This window comes from Acinetobacter sp. WCHAc010052, from assembly GCF_002165295.2.
Taxonomy (GTDB): domain Bacteria; phylum Pseudomonadota; class Gammaproteobacteria; order Pseudomonadales; family Moraxellaceae; genus Acinetobacter; species Acinetobacter chinensis.
The window spans coordinates 3,129,638-3,146,994 of the sequence record NZ_CP032143.1 but is presented as its reverse complement, the minus strand read 5'-3'; the positions used below and the strand labels follow the sequence as shown (position 1 = coordinate 3,146,994).

The 17,357-nt window shown below is 43.0% G+C and carries 15 protein-coding genes and 4 tRNA genes; 3 read left to right on the top strand and 16 right to left on the bottom strand.

Annotation, left to right across the window (positions count from 1 at the left end):
- Window positions 1-6: 6 nt before the first annotated feature.
- From CDG61_RS15385 to CDG61_RS15345, 9 genes are all read right to left on the bottom strand, one after another.
- Entirely contained in the window at window positions 7-531 is a 525-nt protein-coding gene (locus CDG61_RS15385) for a hypothetical protein (RefSeq protein ID WP_147387800.1), read from the bottom strand.
- Between the two features lie 111 nt (window positions 532-642).
- Window positions 643-1,176, bottom strand: coding sequence for a hypothetical protein (locus CDG61_RS15380; protein WP_228199588.1), 534 nt, complete (start codon window positions 1,174-1,176; stop codon window positions 643-645).
- 156 nt (window positions 1,177-1,332) lie between these two features.
- Complete coding sequence (locus tag CDG61_RS15375; protein ID WP_087550460.1) at window positions 1,333-1,872, bottom strand: hypothetical protein; 540 nt, start codon at window positions 1,870-1,872, stop codon at window positions 1,333-1,335.
- A 327-nt stretch (window positions 1,873-2,199) separates the two neighbouring features.
- Window positions 2,200-2,589 carry a hypothetical protein gene (locus tag CDG61_RS15370; RefSeq protein ID WP_087550461.1) on the bottom strand — a complete coding sequence of 130 codons (390 nt, stop codon included), beginning with the start codon at window positions 2,587-2,589 and terminating at the stop codon, window positions 2,200-2,202.
- Window positions 2,590-2,647: 58 nt separating this feature from the next.
- Complete coding sequence (locus CDG61_RS15365) at window positions 2,648-3,262, bottom strand: hypothetical protein (RefSeq protein ID WP_087550462.1); 615 nt, start codon at window positions 3,260-3,262, stop codon at window positions 2,648-2,650.
- Window positions 3,255-3,974, bottom strand: a complete 720-nt coding sequence (locus tag CDG61_RS15360; protein ID WP_087550463.1) for an adenylate/guanylate cyclase domain-containing protein — start codon at window positions 3,972-3,974, stop codon at window positions 3,255-3,257. The genes CDG61_RS15365 and CDG61_RS15360 overlap by 8 nt, the downstream gene beginning before the upstream one ends.
- 70 nt (window positions 3,975-4,044) lie before the next feature.
- A complete protein-coding gene (glyS, locus tag CDG61_RS15355) occupies window positions 4,045-6,114 on the bottom strand; it encodes a glycine--tRNA ligase subunit beta (protein WP_087550464.1) in 2,070 nt (689 codons plus the stop codon).
- Entirely contained in the window at window positions 6,114-7,106 is a 993-nt protein-coding gene (gene glyQ / locus CDG61_RS15350) for a glycine--tRNA ligase subunit alpha (protein ID WP_087550465.1), read from the bottom strand. Before glyQ ends, glyS begins: the two co-directional genes overlap by 1 nt.
- Window positions 7,107-7,245: 139 nt before the next feature.
- Complete coding sequence (locus tag CDG61_RS15345; RefSeq protein WP_087550466.1) at window positions 7,246-7,680, bottom strand: hypothetical protein; 435 nt, start codon at window positions 7,678-7,680, stop codon at window positions 7,246-7,248.
- A gap of 24 nt (window positions 7,681-7,704) precedes the next feature.
- On the opposite strand from CDG61_RS15345, the gene CDG61_RS15340 reads away from it, so the two are divergent.
- Window positions 7,705-8,127 (top strand): lysozyme inhibitor LprI family protein, encoded by a 423-nt coding sequence (locus CDG61_RS15340; RefSeq protein ID WP_087550467.1) that lies wholly within the window; start codon window positions 7,705-7,707, stop codon window positions 8,125-8,127.
- A 97-nt stretch (window positions 8,128-8,224) separates the two neighbouring features.
- On the top strand, window positions 8,225-9,331 hold the full coding sequence (locus CDG61_RS15335) for an HPP family protein (protein ID WP_087550468.1): 1,107 nt from the start codon (window positions 8,225-8,227) through the stop codon (window positions 9,329-9,331).
- Window positions 9,332-9,401: 70 nt separating this feature from the next.
- On the opposite strand, the gene CDG61_RS15330 is transcribed toward CDG61_RS15335, so the two are convergent.
- Window positions 9,402-9,671, bottom strand: a complete 270-nt coding sequence (locus tag CDG61_RS15330) for a PspC domain-containing protein (RefSeq protein ID WP_087550469.1) — start codon at window positions 9,669-9,671, stop codon at window positions 9,402-9,404.
- Between the two features lie 297 nt (window positions 9,672-9,968).
- Here CDG61_RS15330 and CDG61_RS15325 point away from each other — a divergent pair, with 297 nt between their 5' ends.
- The gene (locus CDG61_RS15325) at window positions 9,969-10,604 is read left to right on the top strand and encodes a hypothetical protein (protein ID WP_147387799.1); all 636 of its coding nucleotides are present in this window, start codon (window positions 9,969-9,971) and stop codon (window positions 10,602-10,604) included.
- A gap of 54 nt (window positions 10,605-10,658) precedes the next feature.
- Here the strand turns inward: CDG61_RS15325 and CDG61_RS15320 are convergent.
- The 6 genes from CDG61_RS15320 to CDG61_RS15295 all read right to left on the bottom strand — a co-directional run bounded on the left by CDG61_RS15320 (window position 10,659) and on the right by CDG61_RS15295 (window position 16,965).
- A tRNA-Lys gene (locus CDG61_RS15320) sits at window positions 10,659-10,734 on the bottom strand.
- 272 nt (window positions 10,735-11,006) lie between these two features.
- Window positions 11,007-11,082: transfer RNA gene (locus CDG61_RS15315), tRNA-Lys, on the bottom strand.
- Between the two features lie 144 nt (window positions 11,083-11,226).
- A tRNA-Lys gene (locus CDG61_RS15310) sits at window positions 11,227-11,302 on the bottom strand.
- Between the two features lie 115 nt (window positions 11,303-11,417).
- Window positions 11,418-11,493, bottom strand: a tRNA-Lys gene (locus CDG61_RS15305).
- A 128-nt stretch (window positions 11,494-11,621) separates the two neighbouring features.
- The gene (locus CDG61_RS15300; protein WP_087550471.1) at window positions 11,622-13,463 is read right to left on the bottom strand and encodes a long-chain-acyl-CoA synthetase; all 1,842 of its coding nucleotides are present in this window, start codon (window positions 13,461-13,463) and stop codon (window positions 11,622-11,624) included.
- A 175-nt stretch (window positions 13,464-13,638) separates the two neighbouring features.
- Window positions 13,639-16,965: an Rne/Rng family ribonuclease gene (locus CDG61_RS15295; protein ID WP_087550472.1), complete on the bottom strand. Its 3,327-nt coding sequence runs from the start codon at window positions 16,963-16,965 to the stop codon at window positions 13,639-13,641.
- Window positions 16,966-17,357: the final 392 nt, after the last annotated feature.

Sequence of the window (17,357 nt, the reverse complement as noted above, 5' to 3'; positions counted from 1 at the left end):
AAACAGTCAGCATCCTTTGGTCAGTTCAGAGTTAAAGTTTTTCAGCAGCTCGGTAAATTCCTGTTGAATGGATCTTGAGTGTGTATTGAAAGTGGTTTCGGAATACAGTTCCTGTTTAAACGGGTCTTTACCTTCTGGATTGGTCAGTCCACCATTCGGATACTGATAGGTACTTTCCATGACATGCAGAAGTTTTCCGTCATGGAAAAAGAAAGTACGGTACATATAGTAGGTTTCACCCACCACGCTGATCGTGATTTTGCAGCTGTCATTCAGTCTGAACAGCGTGGCTTCATTCCCCTCAGTTGAAAGATACTGTTCACTGGACAGTTTTTCCACCATTTGCAGATACTGTCCTTCTTTTCCATGAATGTAATTATGTTCCTGCTTTTTTTCAGCAATGACAGCAGGATCAGTTAAGGTGAGAGGTGGAGTTTTTGCCTGGGCGCTCTGTCCTTGAGATGACACAATCAATTGGGCAGTAAAAAATCCCACAATTAAGCCGACTAGCAGCCCAAATATTATTTTCATTATTTTTTTAGTTGAATGAAGAAGAATCCAACGAGTTTAATTGATTTTGTGTGCAAATGAAAAGCCTGTCAGAGACAGGCTTTGTACGCTTTGACTTACCTGACGCAGTGCTTAAAGGCGTGTTACTTTGATTTCTTCTTCAGGCTCAGCAGGTACAGGTGTCTGAGTTGCAGTAGGTCGAGCTGGAGCATGCTGAACAGATGACGATGATTGCTGGATCTGGGCAGGGCTTTCGTCACTCAGTGAACCCTGAATAATCGGAGCTGACTGCTGAGGTTTTCCACCCATCACTTCACGGGTTTCCTGAATTTTTGCATTGACCTGCTGTGTTGCATGCTGAGCAGACTGATCGACCTGTTGTACTGTAGATGAAGCCAGTTCTTTCGAATTGTTCCATGCCTGATCCACAGAAGGTTTAACTTTGGCGACACCCTTTTCGGTCAGTGCACCTGCATTTTTTGCAGCTCCAATGACTCCTTCCTGAGCTTTATAAGCCCATACATGGAAGATATTCGGATTATCACCATAAGCAGCAATCGGTTTCTGAGTCCCTTGATTTTGCCCAGATGTATCTTCAGGTTGCGCCCAAAGCGTGGGAGCAGTCACCAGAAGACTGATGCCCAGTACAGTTTTTATCAGTTTCATGGTCAGAATTTCTCAGTCTTATCAATCTTTATATGCATTATAAGAAATGAGGCAGAAATTGCATGGGAGAGAATGTAATCTTCATCAGGATTTGTACAGAATTTTTGTTGAGCATTAAAAAAGCCCACAGAAGTGGGCTTTTAAAACATGGGGTGCTTATTGAGTTGTAGAAGCTTCTACATTTGTTCCCACAGAAGCTTTAGCAACTGGAGTACTGACTTCTGCCTGAGCACCACCCTGAATACCCGTGCTTCCTGATGCAGGTGTCAGAGCATCTTTAGTTTTCTGCCATTTTTCTTTGCTAAAGCTTTTGACTTTATCTGTTTTACCTCCAACATAAGATTTGGTGTCTCTGGTTTTTTCAACAGTAAAGTCTTTTGCATCTTCAGCTTTATCTTTCACAGCATCTGTTTTTTCTTCAGTAAATGTTTTCGTGCCATCCCATACTTTTTTACTTGTAGAACGTGTTTTATCTACACCCACGGCTACACTCTGATCGACTTTTTCAGCGGTATGCTGAATGCCTTCGCCTGCTTTATGCGCTGTGTTGCTTACACCACTGGTAATACTGTGCAATACACCTTGTTCACCTGTTTTGACTTCAGCATTTGCACTTGCATTTACTGCAGTGTTGGCAAATAAAGGAGACGTCGCTAAAAGAGTGGTAGTGATTAAAACTGTTTTGATTGTTTTCATATCATTGTGATCCTGTCTGAACAGCACAGGAATTTTTTCCGGTTAAATTAAGACTTTTTCATCATAAAGAAAAAATGGAATAAAACTGATTTTGTCATGAAAGTCACACACGGAAATAACAGCAGTTTTACAAATATTAAGAAATTGTGAAGATGGATTACAAAGGAATATTTATAAGATTTTGTTTTTGGATGGTTTAATTTTTAGCCTGTATTTTCAGGATACAAAAGCAGTTCTTTCAGTAGAGCATTGTTTCTCGCATGACGCTTTATTTTCAGAAATAAAAAAGCAACCCATGTGGTTGCTTTTTTAAGTGGTATTGCTAAATCAGTCACACTGAGCAATCGCTTCTTTCGCAAAATTTTTACGCAGTAACAGGAAGTTCTGCTGTACGGTGGCATCGTTCAGATCAAAACTGGTCGCTTTACTTGTACCGTCTTTTGCAAATACAGCTGAACCACCAGAAATCAGTGAATTGCCTTTAAATGACCACTGTTCTACGGCTTTACCGCCTTTCATGTTGCCAGAAAATTCAATGACGCATTTATCACTGAATTTGGTCAGTTTTGCTTTGTTGTCGGTTGTATCTGGATACACATCAAGATTCTGAACTTCCTGAAGGACACCCGCTGTCAACTGTGGAATTGTTGGTTGAGATGTACATGCTGTAATAGAAAGGGCAGTAAAAGTAGCGAAAAGTACAGTTTTTAATTTCATAAGGTTCGTTCTTGTTGCGAGTTGTTAGGTTGAGTATAGGGAAGCGAGTGCAAATTGGCTATAACAAATAGTCTAAATATTGTTTAGGGTGAAGGTGTTGAGGAGCTTGATTTATAACGTCCACTTTTTTTGTATTGGGTGTTGCAAGGAAGCTGATTGATCCGCCAATAATAAGTATGAAAATAAGAACAACCGCATGGCGTAAGCGAAAAAGTTTTAGGTCACGAATATAGATTAACTTTAAGTGTTCGAAAGCTAATTCTTTGGATATATCTAAGTTTGTATCGTCTATTTCATTTTTATAGCTTTGAACTGATTTTTTGGAAAAATTATTACTCCTCCAAACAATGTTGAGTAAATTAAATTTGAATAAGCCAGCATTAAAATATAGACCTTTTTGATCTGTACTATCATTAATATGTTTACTAGGGTTATCTATAGCAGAAAGAGCAAAAAGTAAAATTAGGACGGTCGCTAGCCAAATAACAAAGATAATTGCTGCTATCGCATGCTGCCACCAATATTCATTTAGTGTTAAAAATTTGAAAATTTCTCTTATTTGTGGAAAAGGAACAATACAGCCAGCTAGTAATGCACCGATTTTAAAATCGATTGCTCTTATGTTTTGTTGGGTATCTTGAATAGCAGAGTGAAGAAATTCAATCTTATCCATTTTCATTAACCCATTTATTCATTGTTGTATTTATATAGCTACCTTGATAACAATTAACAGAGGTGCATTTAGTTAAAAGACTTTTGTTATGTGTATTTAGATTGTTATAAAAAGAATTGGACACTAAAAGCCTTTTTCGACCATTTTTATTTGCTTTAGAGCATAGGTCTGCAGTTTCACCAACAAGCTTGCCAATCCAAGTTACTTCATTGATTCCACTATTCTTATAGCCCGCTTTAATCATTAATACATCTTCATCATGCATTGCTATTCCTACTTTAATTTCGGAATATTTTTTCTTACGTAATTTTATATTTAAAGTATCAATTAAAGATGCAGCTTGTGCAGACGTATCAAATACTGAATCAATGTCGGCTTTGTTTGGTGTATTAAAAACACCCCAAACACAGTCACCTTCGATATAAATTTCTCTTAAATTTGAATTTCCATTTAATACTGCAACTAATTCAGAAATATAACTTCGATATATCTTAGCTGTTACAGGTCGTCTATGTTTGCTGGCAAATTCTTTAGACCCTCTCATATCAATGAAAAGAGCCGAACAGCAAATATAGTATCCATTAGTAAAAGTTAAATTATCCCTATTAGGAATAGTTTTTGATTCTACATAATTAGAATCAGAAGAATCTAAAATTTCATCTATTCGGTCACGACTTTTTTCAAAATCATAAGTTTTATAGTTCGCGTGCATTTCTTTTCATTGTTAAAAAAACCCCACTTATTCAAGCAGGGTTTTCTTTTAAATTCAAGTAACTAAGACTTTAGTGCTGCAAAACTGAAATATCCGCAACACTGGTAAACAAATCACGTAACTGAGCTAGTAAACGTAAACGGTTTGCTTTCAAGTCGCTATCATCTGCCATCACCATGACGCCATCAAAGAAAGCATCAATCGGCGCACGTAATGCAGCAAGTTTAGACAGCGCTTCGGTATAATCTTTTGCAGCTAAAAGTGGTTGAACCACAGGAAGCAACTTTTGAATTTCGGCATAAAGTGCTTTTTCAGCATCTTCAACCAATTTAGATTCAACGATTTCACCAGTCGGTGCAGCTTCTTTCGCTAAGATATTCGCAACACGTTTGTTTGCAGCAGCAAGTGCAGCAGCTTCAGGCAAGTCACGGAAATGATTCACAGCATTGACACGCTTATCAAAATCTAAAGGAGATTTTGGAGAAAGTGCTTGAACAGCTTGGATAACATCAACTGCAACGCCTTGATCTTCATACTTCGCACGATAACGACCTTCAAGGAATGCAACTGCATCCGTTAAAGTCTTGTCATGATCTTTGATCACATCGCCATACGCTGCTAAAGCAAGCTTGATCAATTCTTCAATCGAAACATCAAGATTGTTTTCAGTCACCAAACGCAAGATACCAATCGCTGAACGACGTAAAGCAAACGGGTCTTTAGAACCTGTAGGTGCTTGACCAATACCAAAAATACCTGTGAGTGTATCTAAACGGTCAGCAAGGGCAATGGTCGTACCTGTCTTGGTTTGTGGTAAAACGTCACCAGCAAATTTAGGTAAATATTGTTCACCTAAAGCTTCCGCAACTTCATCATTTTCACCTTCAATACGTGCGTAGTAAGTACCCGCAATCCCTTGAAGTTCTGGGAATTCACCCACGAGTTCAGATGTTAAGTCACATTTAGCAAGTAAAGCTGCTTTTTCAGCATCAGCAGGGTTTGCACCTGTGATTGCAGATAAAGCCACAGCCAATTTTGCGATACGTTCAGACTTGTTCCAAAGCGTACCCAATTGAGCTTGGAACACCATATTGGCTAGTTTTTCTTTACGAGATGCAAGCGGTTGCTTTTGATCCTGTAAGAAGAAGAATTCAGCATCAGACAAACGAGGACGTACAACTTTCTCATTTCCTTCAATGATTTGAGTCGGATCTTTAGACTCAATATTTGAAACGGTAATGAAATAAGGTTGCAGTTTATTGTCCGCATTGACCAAACAGAAATACTTCTGGTTGTCTTGCATCGTTGTGATGAGAGCTTCTTGCGGAACAGCAAGGAAACGTTCTTCAAAACTTGCACGAAGCGCAACAGGCCATTCAACCAATGCTGTTACTTCATCACGGAGATCACTTGGTACAATCGCAATCGCATTCACTTCATCAGCAAGTGCTTTGACTTGTTGGTCGATGATCGCTTGGCGTTCTTCAAAAGACGCCACAACATGCGCTGCTTTTAATTTTGCTAAATAGTCTTCTGCATTTGCCAATGTAATCGCTTCAGGCGCATGGAAACGATGACCATAAGTCACATTGCCCGCTTTGTGATCCTGAATGGTTGCATCAACAACATCATTATCTTTAAGTAATACAACCCATTTTACAGGACGAACGAATTCAGTACGGCTTGCCGCTGAACGCATACGTTTTGCAATTGGAAGATTGTCCAAAGCTGTTTGTAAAATTTGTGGCAATAAAACGTCAAGGCTTTGACCTTGAACATCTTTTAAATAACAAACTTTTTCAACTTTACCTGCCTGGAAAGTGGTGACTTGATCTACAGTGATGCCTTGACCACGCATAAAGCCTTCAAGTGCTTTAGTCGGTTTGCCTTCTGCGTCAAAAGCCGCTTGTTTTGCAGGACCATCGAAACGTTTTTGTGTATCTGCTTGAGCGCCATCAACATTGACAATTTTCAATGCCAAGCGACGTGGAGCTGCGTATGCTTCGATAGAATCAAACGCTAAGCCTGCATCATTTAAGCCTTTTACAGTTTCTGCTTGTAATGCATCACGTAAATTTTTTAAGCTTTTTGGTGGAAGTTCTTCACAGCCTAATTCGAACAATACTGTATGTTTAGACATTATTTGCTCTCCTTAGATTCAATTTGCTCAGCTTTTGCGTCGCTTTCAACTTGTGCTTTTAACTGTGCCAGTACTTCATCACGTAAATGTGGTTCAGCCATTGGGAAACCAAGTTTTGCACGTGCAGCCACATAACTTTGCGCAATAGAGCGCGCCAAAGTACGAACACGTAAAATATAACGTTGACGTTCAGTCACAGAAATCGCACCACGAGCGTCTAACAAGTTAAAGCTATGTGATGCTTTGATGACTTGTTCATATGCAGGCAATGGAAGTTCAGCTTCCATTAAGCGAGTTGCTTCAGCTTCGTAGAAATCGAAAAGCTCAAACATTTTTTCAACGTTGGCATATTCAAAGTTATAAGTCGATTGTTCAACTTCGTTTTGATGGAATACGTCACCGTAAGTCACTGTACCGAACTGACCTTTCGTCCAAACCAAGTCGTAAACTGAATCTACGCCTTGGAGGTACATTGCCAGACGTTCAAGACCGTATGTGATTTCACCTGTGACAGGGTAGCATTCAACACCACCGACTTGTTGGAAGTAAGTGAACTGAGTCACTTCCATACCGTTAAGCCAAACTTCCCAACCTAAGCCCCATGCGCCAAGTGTTGGAGATTCCCAGTTGTCTTCTACGAAGCGAATATCGTGGACGAGTGTATCGATGCCGATTGCTTTTAATGAATCTAAGTACAACTGTTGAATGTTGTCTGGGTTTGGCTTAAGCACGACCTGGAACTGGTAATAGTGCTGTAAACGGTTTGGGTTTTCACCATAACGACCGTCTTTCGGACGACGGGATGGCTGAACGTATGCTGCGTTCCATGTTTCAGGACCCAGTGCACGTAAGAATGTTGCAGTGTGGAATGTCCCTGCACCCATTTCCATATCGTAAGGTTGTAACACTACACAACCTTGTTCAGCCCAATAGTTTTGTAAGGCAAGAATTAAGCCCTGGAATGTATCAATATGCGATATGGCGCGACTCATGCAGCATCCACTATAAGTATTAGAAAAATTGGTTCTAAGTATAAGGATTTTGGGGGAGAGTGGCAAAGGGTATAGGGGAGTACAGCCGAATTTTATTCACGGCATAATAAAGCTGGCGAACATATTGGGTGGATTATATTTATGCGCTGGAAGTCCGTGAAGACTTTCGCTGAAAATAGTGCAACAACCCCCAGTAACAAATACCGGTAAAAACAGCAAAACTGTAAAAAAACCAGTCTGTAAATAGTCGGGACAATGGTTCTGGCAGGCTGTGTGTAAAAATCAGATAACCCATGAGAGTAATCAGAAAGCAGGTCAGCACTGAACCAGTGATAATCGTGACGATATTCAGCTGATTTTTTCCTGCCAGCAGCATGGAGCAGGTATAGCTGATCGGGATGGTAAAAACACAGTAAATACAATAAATCAGTGCATTTGCAGCCAGAATAAACGGAATGGACTGAAATCTGAATTCATTGTTCAGATACATAAAAGACAAAGTCAGAAGAATGAGCAGAGCGCAGGGAGCCAGCAACAGCGATTTGATGATGGTTTCTTTGCTATAGTCAGGCATGGAAAAATTATAAAAAGGGTCAGTATGAAAAGAGTATGCTTGAAAATAATCATGATCACCAGTCTGTTTTTCAGTCAGATGGTGCTGGCTCAGACGGAAAAGGATGATGACGTTTACAGTCAGTGTGTAGACAGCATGATTGATAAAATGAAGTTACAGGGAATCAATAATGGTGTGGTGAGTGCATGCAGTAATTACAGCCGTGCAATTTATGAAAAGCAGATTGTCAGTCTGCTGGATCGGATCAAAAAGCAAAGTCAGGAATATCAGCAGCCTGAGCGTTACACAGATATTTTAAAATCGCAGCGCTTATGGAAAAGTTATATTGATCAGGAATGCAGAAATGCAGGGGCTTATGTGGGTTCTCCCATGTACGAGTTCTGCCCGATGGTCGAATATAAGAACAGAGTGGATCAACTGCAGGAATATCTGGGTGGATCGTCCTGATATATCAGTCATTTTAAAATGAAGATGGATATTGAATATATCTTATGGGAACAACATCGTATAATTGCGGCTCAAATGTGTAAAACAAAGGAATACCGTGTTTCATACCCAGCTTGAATGGTTAAATACCTTAAAACCCAATTTTAAAGTTTTACCGCTGAAAGAACGATTGCTGTGTGGAATCGGGGCATTACTGGGACTGGCAATATCGTCATTCATCAGCTGGTATGTGCTGGGTGGTTTCAATGCATGGTATATCGCCCCAATGGGTGCATCATCCGTACTGTTGTTTGCTGTACCTGCCAGTCCTCTGGCGCAGCCCTGGAACATGGTGGTGGGAAATATCATTGCTGGAGTCATTGGCGTGACCTGTGCCATGTACATTCCCGGTCAGACAGAAGCATTCAGTATTGCGGTCGCTCTGTCCATTTTTCTGATGATGACCACAGATTCACTGCATCCACCCAGTGGTGCGGTGGCAATAACAGCTGTACTGGGCGGAGAGCCTGTGCATCAGCTGGGGTATGCCTTTATCTTTTATCCCGTTCTGTTAAATTCGGTTTTGCTGTTGGTTGTCGCGATTATTTTTAATCGTATGCTTGGCAAACAGTATCCCCAGGTGGCTCAGGTCAATACCCGTTCCAAAGATCCGACACCAACGCAGAAAGTCAGTATTCAGCCTAAAGACATTCAGGAAGTGCTGGATCAGCAGACAGAGCTGCTCGATATCAGTGAATATGATTTACAGAAAATCATTTTACAGGCGCAGGAAAAAGCCAGTGCCAGAGCGGTCAGTCAGTTCTGTTGTCAGGATATTATGAGCCGTGATGTGATCAGTTTGCATGCTGAAGATGATATTCACCTGGCACTGAATAAATTTAAAGATATGAATCTGATGAGTCTGCCTGTGATCAATGCTGAAGGGGTACTAGTGGGAACACTGGCACTGTATGAAGTAGTGGAATGGTTTAAACGTGCAGCCGATCCTAAGGCAGGATGGGAACATAAAGTCAGGCATATCATGAGTAAAAAGGTCGTTACGGTTCAGCCAATGCAGCCTGTGCATGATCTGATTCCGTATTTTGTGGAACGTTCATTTAATTATATACCGGTGGTGGAACAGCAGCGTCTGGTGGGGATTATCAGTCGTGCAGATATGATTGCTGTACTGGATCGTCAGCTGAGTACATTACTGAAACAGTAGTCAAAAAGAAGCTGTGCATCCGGGGGAGGGAGGCACAGCTGTAAAAAGGATCAATAAAAGTAAGTTTGGATCAGTATCTGTCTGAGCCTGATTCATTCTGAACAGTGCGAACAGGTCGTGCATAGCCATGATGCTGTGTATCTGATTCATTCTTTTTTGGAATCACGAGCCATAAAATCAGATAAACCAGAATACCTGGAAAAGCTGCGCTCATAATGGAAATCAGAACAAAAATAATGCGCAGTAAATTTGCATTCCAGCCAAAACGTTCAGCAATACCTCCCATCACACCGGCAACCATATTTTGTCGATAAGAGCGATATAAACCTATATTGGCCATGCAGGCCTCCTCTTGAGAAATCAGTCATCGGCAGTCAACTGCCATACTTTTTATATGGAGATACTTTTCTTCTTTTTAAAGGGAGGGCGATGCGAAAAACGTGTTGTTATGTAACAGCCCATTTTCTGAGATGGAGTCTCAAATTAAAATAATCAGGCAGAAAGTGATAAAAATAAGCAGGGTTCAGTATCATATGTAACGAGTAACATATATTGAAAAGCCTGAAATTGAGTATTTATCAGTTTTTTAACGGTTTAAATTTTTTATTTGTCTTTTGAGGTTCCTGATGTGCATTGTGTGAAGTATATCCATTCAGGGTGTCTGATCCTGGCTTGCTGGGGATTGACCGCGTGCAGTCCATCCCAGCACCAGGAAACTGCGACTGGTGACAATGCAGGGCAGGGCAATACAGAATCCGCCCTGAAGCAGGATGCTGAAAATGCACATAAGCTGACAGATGTGGCGGGTAAGGCATCGGTTCCTATGGATGAGGGCAGGGTATCAGGGCGGGATATAAAAGCTTATGAGCAACCTTTGGCAGGTCGCTATATGGGCAGGATGTCCTGCCAGGATGATTTTGCAAGATGTGATAAAGGCAGTGCTGAATACATTTTAAATCTGTTGCCTGATGGAACAGCGCACAGAACAATTATTCATTATGGGAAAATTGTAGCTGATGCTCAGGATGAAACAATAAATAACTCTGCAATCAATTACAGAAAAGATAGCTGGTTTGTCAATGAAACAGAACAGGAGGTGGTTGTGCATCTTGTGGAAGGGGCAAATTTCTATTTTAAAATAGATCCATCAGGCAACCTGATCATGAATCTGGATAAAATCAATAACCCTGAAAATATTATGAACCGTGAACTGTTTGCCAGGGGCTATCCTCAGCCTTCGGAATATTATGTACTGATCAAGGATAAAAAATAATCCACCTGCACATTGTAAAACGTAAATGTGACAGATGGATGGAGAAGAATCATCTGGTGGGTTGTGTGGGGTTCGAACCCACGACCAATAGATTAAGAGTCTACTGCTCTACCAACTGAGCTAACAACCCTGAGTGAGGATAAACAAAACAACGTTTTGTCCGAACGCAAGAGAAAATCTGTGATTTTCTATCGTTGTATGCAAAGGCTGCATTCTGTTTCAGGTGCAAAAAAATCGGTGATTTTTAAAAGCGCATTAAACACAATACTCTGCAACATCGATGTAGCAAAATTTCGAGAATGGCGAAGCATCTGAAAGGAGATGTTTGGTCGTGGTCGGAATTTGCAGGTTTCATTTCTATTGTCGTACTGAAGCAGTACAGAAAGAAGCCCTAAGAAAGAATGGTGGGTCGTCCGCGATTCGAACGCGGGACCAACGGATTAAAAGTCCGCTGCTCTACCAGCTGAGCTAACGACCCTGAGCGAGGATGTGTGAAACAACGTTTCACCCGAGCGCAAGAGAAAATCTGTGATTTTCTATAGGTATATAAATAACCTATATTTGCAATATCGGATTATTATCCTGAGCAGGTATTATAGAATTAAATTCTATAATAATAAAATGGTGGGTCGTCCGCGATTCGAACGCGGGACCAACGGATTAAAAGTCCGCTGCTCTACCAGCTGAGCTAACGACCCTGAGAAAATTTTAAAATAACATTTTAAAATTTTGCAAGACAAGCGAAGCGCATAGTCTTGGATGTTAGATAACTTATGCAATCTAACCGCTTTCAGGAAAGCCTAAACAAATAAATGGTGGGTCGTCCGCGATTCGAACGCGGGACCAACGGATTAAAAGTCCGCTGCTCTACCAGCTGAGCTAACGACCCATCTATTTGATGGAGCGTATTGTAGCAAGATATGGTTTGAGCGCAAGTAAAAAATCACAAAGTTGTTGATGTTTGATTATAAATACAACAACTTTGTGCCGTGAACTCAAAAAATGTGCGCCATTTTTTTAGAAACGGTATTTATATGCCTGAATGCTGGCATAAATTTCAGGGTTGATATCGCAGTAAGCTGTAGCACCCGGCAGAAGAACCAGCAACCGTTCATCTGTTTTTTCTGGGTCATAAGCCTGTTCTTTCAGTTTATTTTTCTGATACTTAAAGGTACCTGTTGTTTCAACCTGTTTCTGAACTCTTAAAAATACCGGGACGGCATAAGCAGGCAGATACTTTTTGAACTCTGTCAGCATCTGACTCAGATCCTGTTCATCTAGTTCTGCACCATCCGCCAGTGTAATGGCTGCCATACCTGCACGACCATTGGTTTCAGGGATTTCCACACCATATACAACTGCTTCTGCAATCTTATCGTATTCACTGACCATGTTTTCCACTTCAGTGGTGGAGACGTTTTCACCTTTCCAGCGGAATGTATCTCCTAAACGGTCAACAAACTGTGCATGACGGAAGCCGATATCACGAACCAGATCGCCTGTAATGAAGTAGGAATCGCCTTTTTTAAAGACATCCTTCATGATGACCGATTTGTTTTTTTCAGGATCGGTATAACCATCAAATGGAGAGCGGCTGGTGATTTTGCCGACCAGTAAGCCTACTTCGCCTTTTTTGACCTTTTTACAGTAGCCTTTCGGGTCGTGTACAGCTTCATTTTTTTCTTTATCAAACTCAATAATCGCATACGGTGTCGGAGAGAAACCCACGGTATTGTCAAAGTTGAAAATATTACTGAAACCGACGTTGCCTTCGCTGGATGCGTAGAGTTCCAGAATTTCTTCCACGCCAAAGCGTTCTTTGAACTTGCCCCAGATATTCGGGCGCATGCCATTACCAATCATTTTTCTGACACGATGGCTGTGATCCAGGTCTGATGGAGGGGCATCCATCAGGTAGCGGCACAGTTCACCCACATAGCCGATAGCCGATGCATCAAATTTCTGAACATCGCTCCAGAAACCTGAGGTTGAGTATTTACGTCGGATGGCAAGTGTCGCACCGCCTGCAATCACGCCACACCAGCACACGACCATGCCTGTTGCGTGGTAAAGCGGCAGGGTGCAGTACATGACATCATTTTCATTCAGATTCAGTACGTGCCCATAGGTTCCATACGCCAGTGTCCATCGGCTGTTGGAGAAAACAACTGCTTTAGGCAGACCGGTTGTACCCGATGTATAAATATAGAAAAGACCATCTTTACCCTGCACGCTGTGCGTGGTCGGGGTGTTGAATTTTGGAAACTGATCGGCTTTTTCTGCAAGGTTAATGTAGCCTTTGGGCGCTTTGCCAGGATTGTTCTGTGTATCCTGGTCGGCAACCCAGAAGAAACGATCTGCTGCAATCAGCAGTTCAGAGCGGACATCATCCACAGCGGCACGACATTCTTCACCGGTAATTACAGCAATCGGTTTGACGAGGTTAATGCTGTGAGCCAGTACTTTTCCAACCTGGGAGGTGTTTACAAGTGCAACCGTCACGCCAATTTTAGCCAGGGCAATGACTGTTGCAATCAGCTCAGGTCTGTTTTCAATAATGACGGCAATGACATCGCCTCGGCGGGCACCCATGGAAAGATAAAAATGACCAATCTGGTTAGCCCAGCTGTTCAGATCCTGGTAGGTATATTTCTGATCTTCAAACAGCAGTGCAATACCATGAGGATTACGTTTCGCTGTCTTTTCAAACGCCAGCCCCAAACCTGCCGGTGTGGTAGGCGTACGCAGATAAGCCTGTTTCAGACCATTTAATAAGTTAGGAACTTTGCGGATAAGGCCTGGTATTTTTGCAGCAACGTCTGCGATACCGATAAGATCATTTTGTGTTGTTTGACTCATGTGAATCCTGTTTATTTTTGCGTAGTCCGTACGGTCATTGGGCATAGTGAATATACACTTGTTCTTTTAATCGTTTCAGTCCAGTGCAATCAACCTAATCTGACAAAAAATATCAAAAAAACCCGATCATATGAATGACCGGGTTTTTTTATTCAGCTGCAATTGAGCAAATGAATTACTCAGCAGCAGGTGTTGTTTTCTTTGGTGGACGACCACGAGGGCGACGAGGGCGAGCCTGTTTGTCTTTATCGTCTTTCGCTTTTTCATCGCTTGCTGCATCAGCAGATGCTGTTTCAGCTTCAACCGCAGCTTCAGGAGCTGGTGAGACCTCTGCAGGAGCTTCTACTTCAAGTTCTGCCTGAACAGGTTCAGCAGGAGTTGATGCTTCCACAGTCTCGGCAGTTGCAGAAACTCCAGGCTCAGTCACTGCTGCAACCGGTGTTTCTACAGCAGGAGCAGCTTCAGCGATTTCCTGAACAGGTGCTTCAACGGATTCAGCTGCAGGTGCTGCTGTTTCTTCAGTCTGTGCTTTACGTGCCTGTTCGGCAGCCTGTTTAGCCAGACGGCGACGCTCACGAGGATCGTTGGCTACACGTTTGTCTGACTCAGGTTTAGGTGGTGTCAGATCAAGTACAGGTGCTGGTTCAGCTTCTGGTGCAGCCTTGGTGATGCTTGCATCACGGGTGACTGGTTTTTTCTCAGCTTCAGCAGTTGCTTCAGGCTGAGCACTCAGGCTTGCTGCATATTCAGAAGTAAACTTCTCAAGTGCACGATTGAATGTTGGGATTAAACCGAACTGTTCAATCAATACCGCACAGTCATCACCATAAACATGGCGGATCAGACTGCTGATGGTGTACAGACCCAGGGTCGGTACCTGAGAAGGACGCAGTTGTGGTGCAGGAGCAGCTTTCTGGTTCTGAGCCTGACGCTGTTGACGCTGGCGTTGACGAGGGTCATTGCTTGCGCGTTTTACAGCCTGACGAGGTTTCTGCTCTTCATGAGCCTGAGCTGTTTCAGGCTGATTCTGCGGTTCTTCAGGCTGGATTTCAGCAGCTTTGGCAACAGCCATTGCCTGAATTGCCTGTTGTACCTCAGGTGTTTCAGTGATCTGAACGTTACTGTTCAGTGCAACAATTTCACTTTTAGCCTGTTCAACGTTGACCACGAGTGCAGTAGAAATGACATCCTGCTTAGGTGCGTCAAATACTTCTACTTTAGGCAGCTGCTGGTTGTCAGCCGGCTGTGCTGCAGGAGCTGCATTTTGCTGCTCATTCAGAACACTCTGGTCACGGTGACGGTTTGGACGTTCAGGGCGCTGCTGGCGACGGTCACGACGGGGAACGGCATTCTGCTGTTCGTTCTGTTCAGCAGCCTGTGGCTGTTGGTCGTTTTGCTGACGACGAGCCTGACGGCGGTTGTCACGGGCTTCCTGACGCTGTTCCTGGCGTTGCTCCTGACGGGTGACCTGAACCACTTCTTCAACGACTGTATTCTGTTCAGTCTGTTGCTCACGTGATTCTCTGTGCTTGTTATTGCGCTGTTTTTTATTGTGACGCTGACTTCTTTCTTCTTTGTCAGCATGCTTTTCAGGTTGCTCACGCTGTTCAGGCTTCTGAACAGTGCTTGGTACCAGGTAAGCATTTCCTGCAGAAGGTGCAGCAGCGGCCGTCTGAACAGGTGCAGTACTGATCTGTCCCATCTGACCACGGCTGACAGAACCGTTATTTACCATCTGCTCAATCGCAGCAGCAGCATTGTTTGCTGTACGGGACTGATCTACAGTTGCAGCCTGTTTCTGAACGAACAGATTTTCAAGCCATGCACATGGGCTTGCAGACGGTGCAGCAGCTGATGGCTGTACAGCTGCAGCAGGCTGTTGCTGAGCAGGCTTTTTCTTTTGCCCTTTTTCAGTCTGAGGTGCAGCGGTCTGAGCAAAATGCTGTTCTTCTTCCAGGTGCCATTCAGATGCTTCATAACCCAGTTCTTTTTCGCTTGAACGGGTTGCTTCTGTACGCTCGTAACTGGTTGGAGCAAAACCTTCAGGGTTATACGAAATTTCGTAATGCGGTGTTTCTAAATGTGGGTGTGGTAATACAGTCACACGAACATTGGAAGTCTGTTCCAGGTAAACAAGGCTGTGACGCTTTTCATTCAGCAGGAATGCAGCGATTTCAACAGGTACTTCCACCTGAACTTCACCATGACGTTCACGAAGTGCAATTTCTTCCACTTTACGCATGATGGAAAGGGACAGAGAACGCAGGTCACGAACCATGCCTGTACCATGACAGCGAGGGCAGACATAACCGGTCGCTTCTTCAAGCGATGGGCGTAAGCGCTGACGGCTCATTTCCATTAAACCGAAACGTGACAGCTGACCGAACTGAATACGTGCGCGGTCACTCTGGGTCGCTTCACGAAGTTTGGCTTCAACCATACGCTGGTTACGGTCTTTGGTCATATCAATAAAGTCAATGACAACCAGACCACCGATATCACGTAAACGTAACTGACGCGCAATTTCTTCTGCTGCTTCCAGGTTGGTGTTCAGCGCAGTTTCTTCTACGTCATGACCACGTGTGGATTTTGCAGAGTTGATGTCAATTGAAACCAGTGCTTCTGTCTGGTCAATGACAATAGAACCGCCTGAAGGAAGTTTTACTTCACGTTCATAAGCAGTCTGAATCTGACTTTCAATACCAAAGTGAGCAAATAACGGCTCATTCAGTGTGTAAGTTTTCAGTTTGTCCAGCTGACTAGGCATGACTGCTTTAACAAAGTTATAGGCTTCGTTATAAGCCTGCTCAGAGTCAATCAGGATTTCAGCAACATCATCACGCAGATAATCACGGATTGCACGGGTCACAACACCTGCTTCCTGGTGAACCAGCATTGGAGATGGACCTGAAGATGAAGTGCTCTGAATCTGAGCCCATAAGTCCAATAGATGCTGAAGATCGAGCTGAAGTTCTTCCTGAGAACGACCGATACCTGCTGTACGGACAATCACGCTCATACCGCGGGGTACATTCAGCGCTGCCAGCATTTCTTTGAGTTCTTCACGGACAGAACCTGAAATCTGACGGCTGATACCGCCACCTTTCGGGTTATTTGGCATAAGAACCAGATAACGGCCAGCAAGAGAAATAAACGTGGACAGGGCAGCACCTTTGTTGCCACGTTCTTCTTTTTCGACCTGAACCAATAGCTCAGTACCTTCAGTGATCAGTTCACGGATGTTTGAAGTCTGACGTGGATCTGCCTTGAAGTAAGAATTTGCAATCTCACGCATGGACAGGAAGCCCTGGCGCTGTGCTCCATATTCAACGAATACGGCTTCAAGAGAAGGCTCTACACGGGTCACATGACCTTTATAGATATTGGATTTTTTTTGTTCACGGGTACGATTTTCAAGATCGAAATCGTAAAGACGCTGACCAGTGACAAGTGCAACGCGAATTTCTTCGGCATGTGTTGCATTAATCAACATACGTTTCATGGGTGTAACACCTAATAGTGATACACAACAGACGATCCGCCTTTTACGCAGAGGACATCAGATATACGGATCAGCTGTGCAGACTACTTACAGTATGACTGTGGATGTCTGAACAGAACGACCAGCCTTAAGTTATGGGTCTGGTACATGATTGACGTTCTGATGATGACTTTGCGCACTTCACCTTTAAACGGTTAAAGTTCCTGCGTGATTCACTGGCGGACTGGCGGTGTACTGGATGTAATGCAACTTTCACTGTCACAATGCTCGAAGATCATCTCTTCATGAACTGATAGAGTATCTTGATACGGAATTATCGTCGTATCTTTACAATCTGTGCAGTTCCAGTACATCAACGCCGTAGCCTGAATGTAACGTCAGGGAGCGACTGA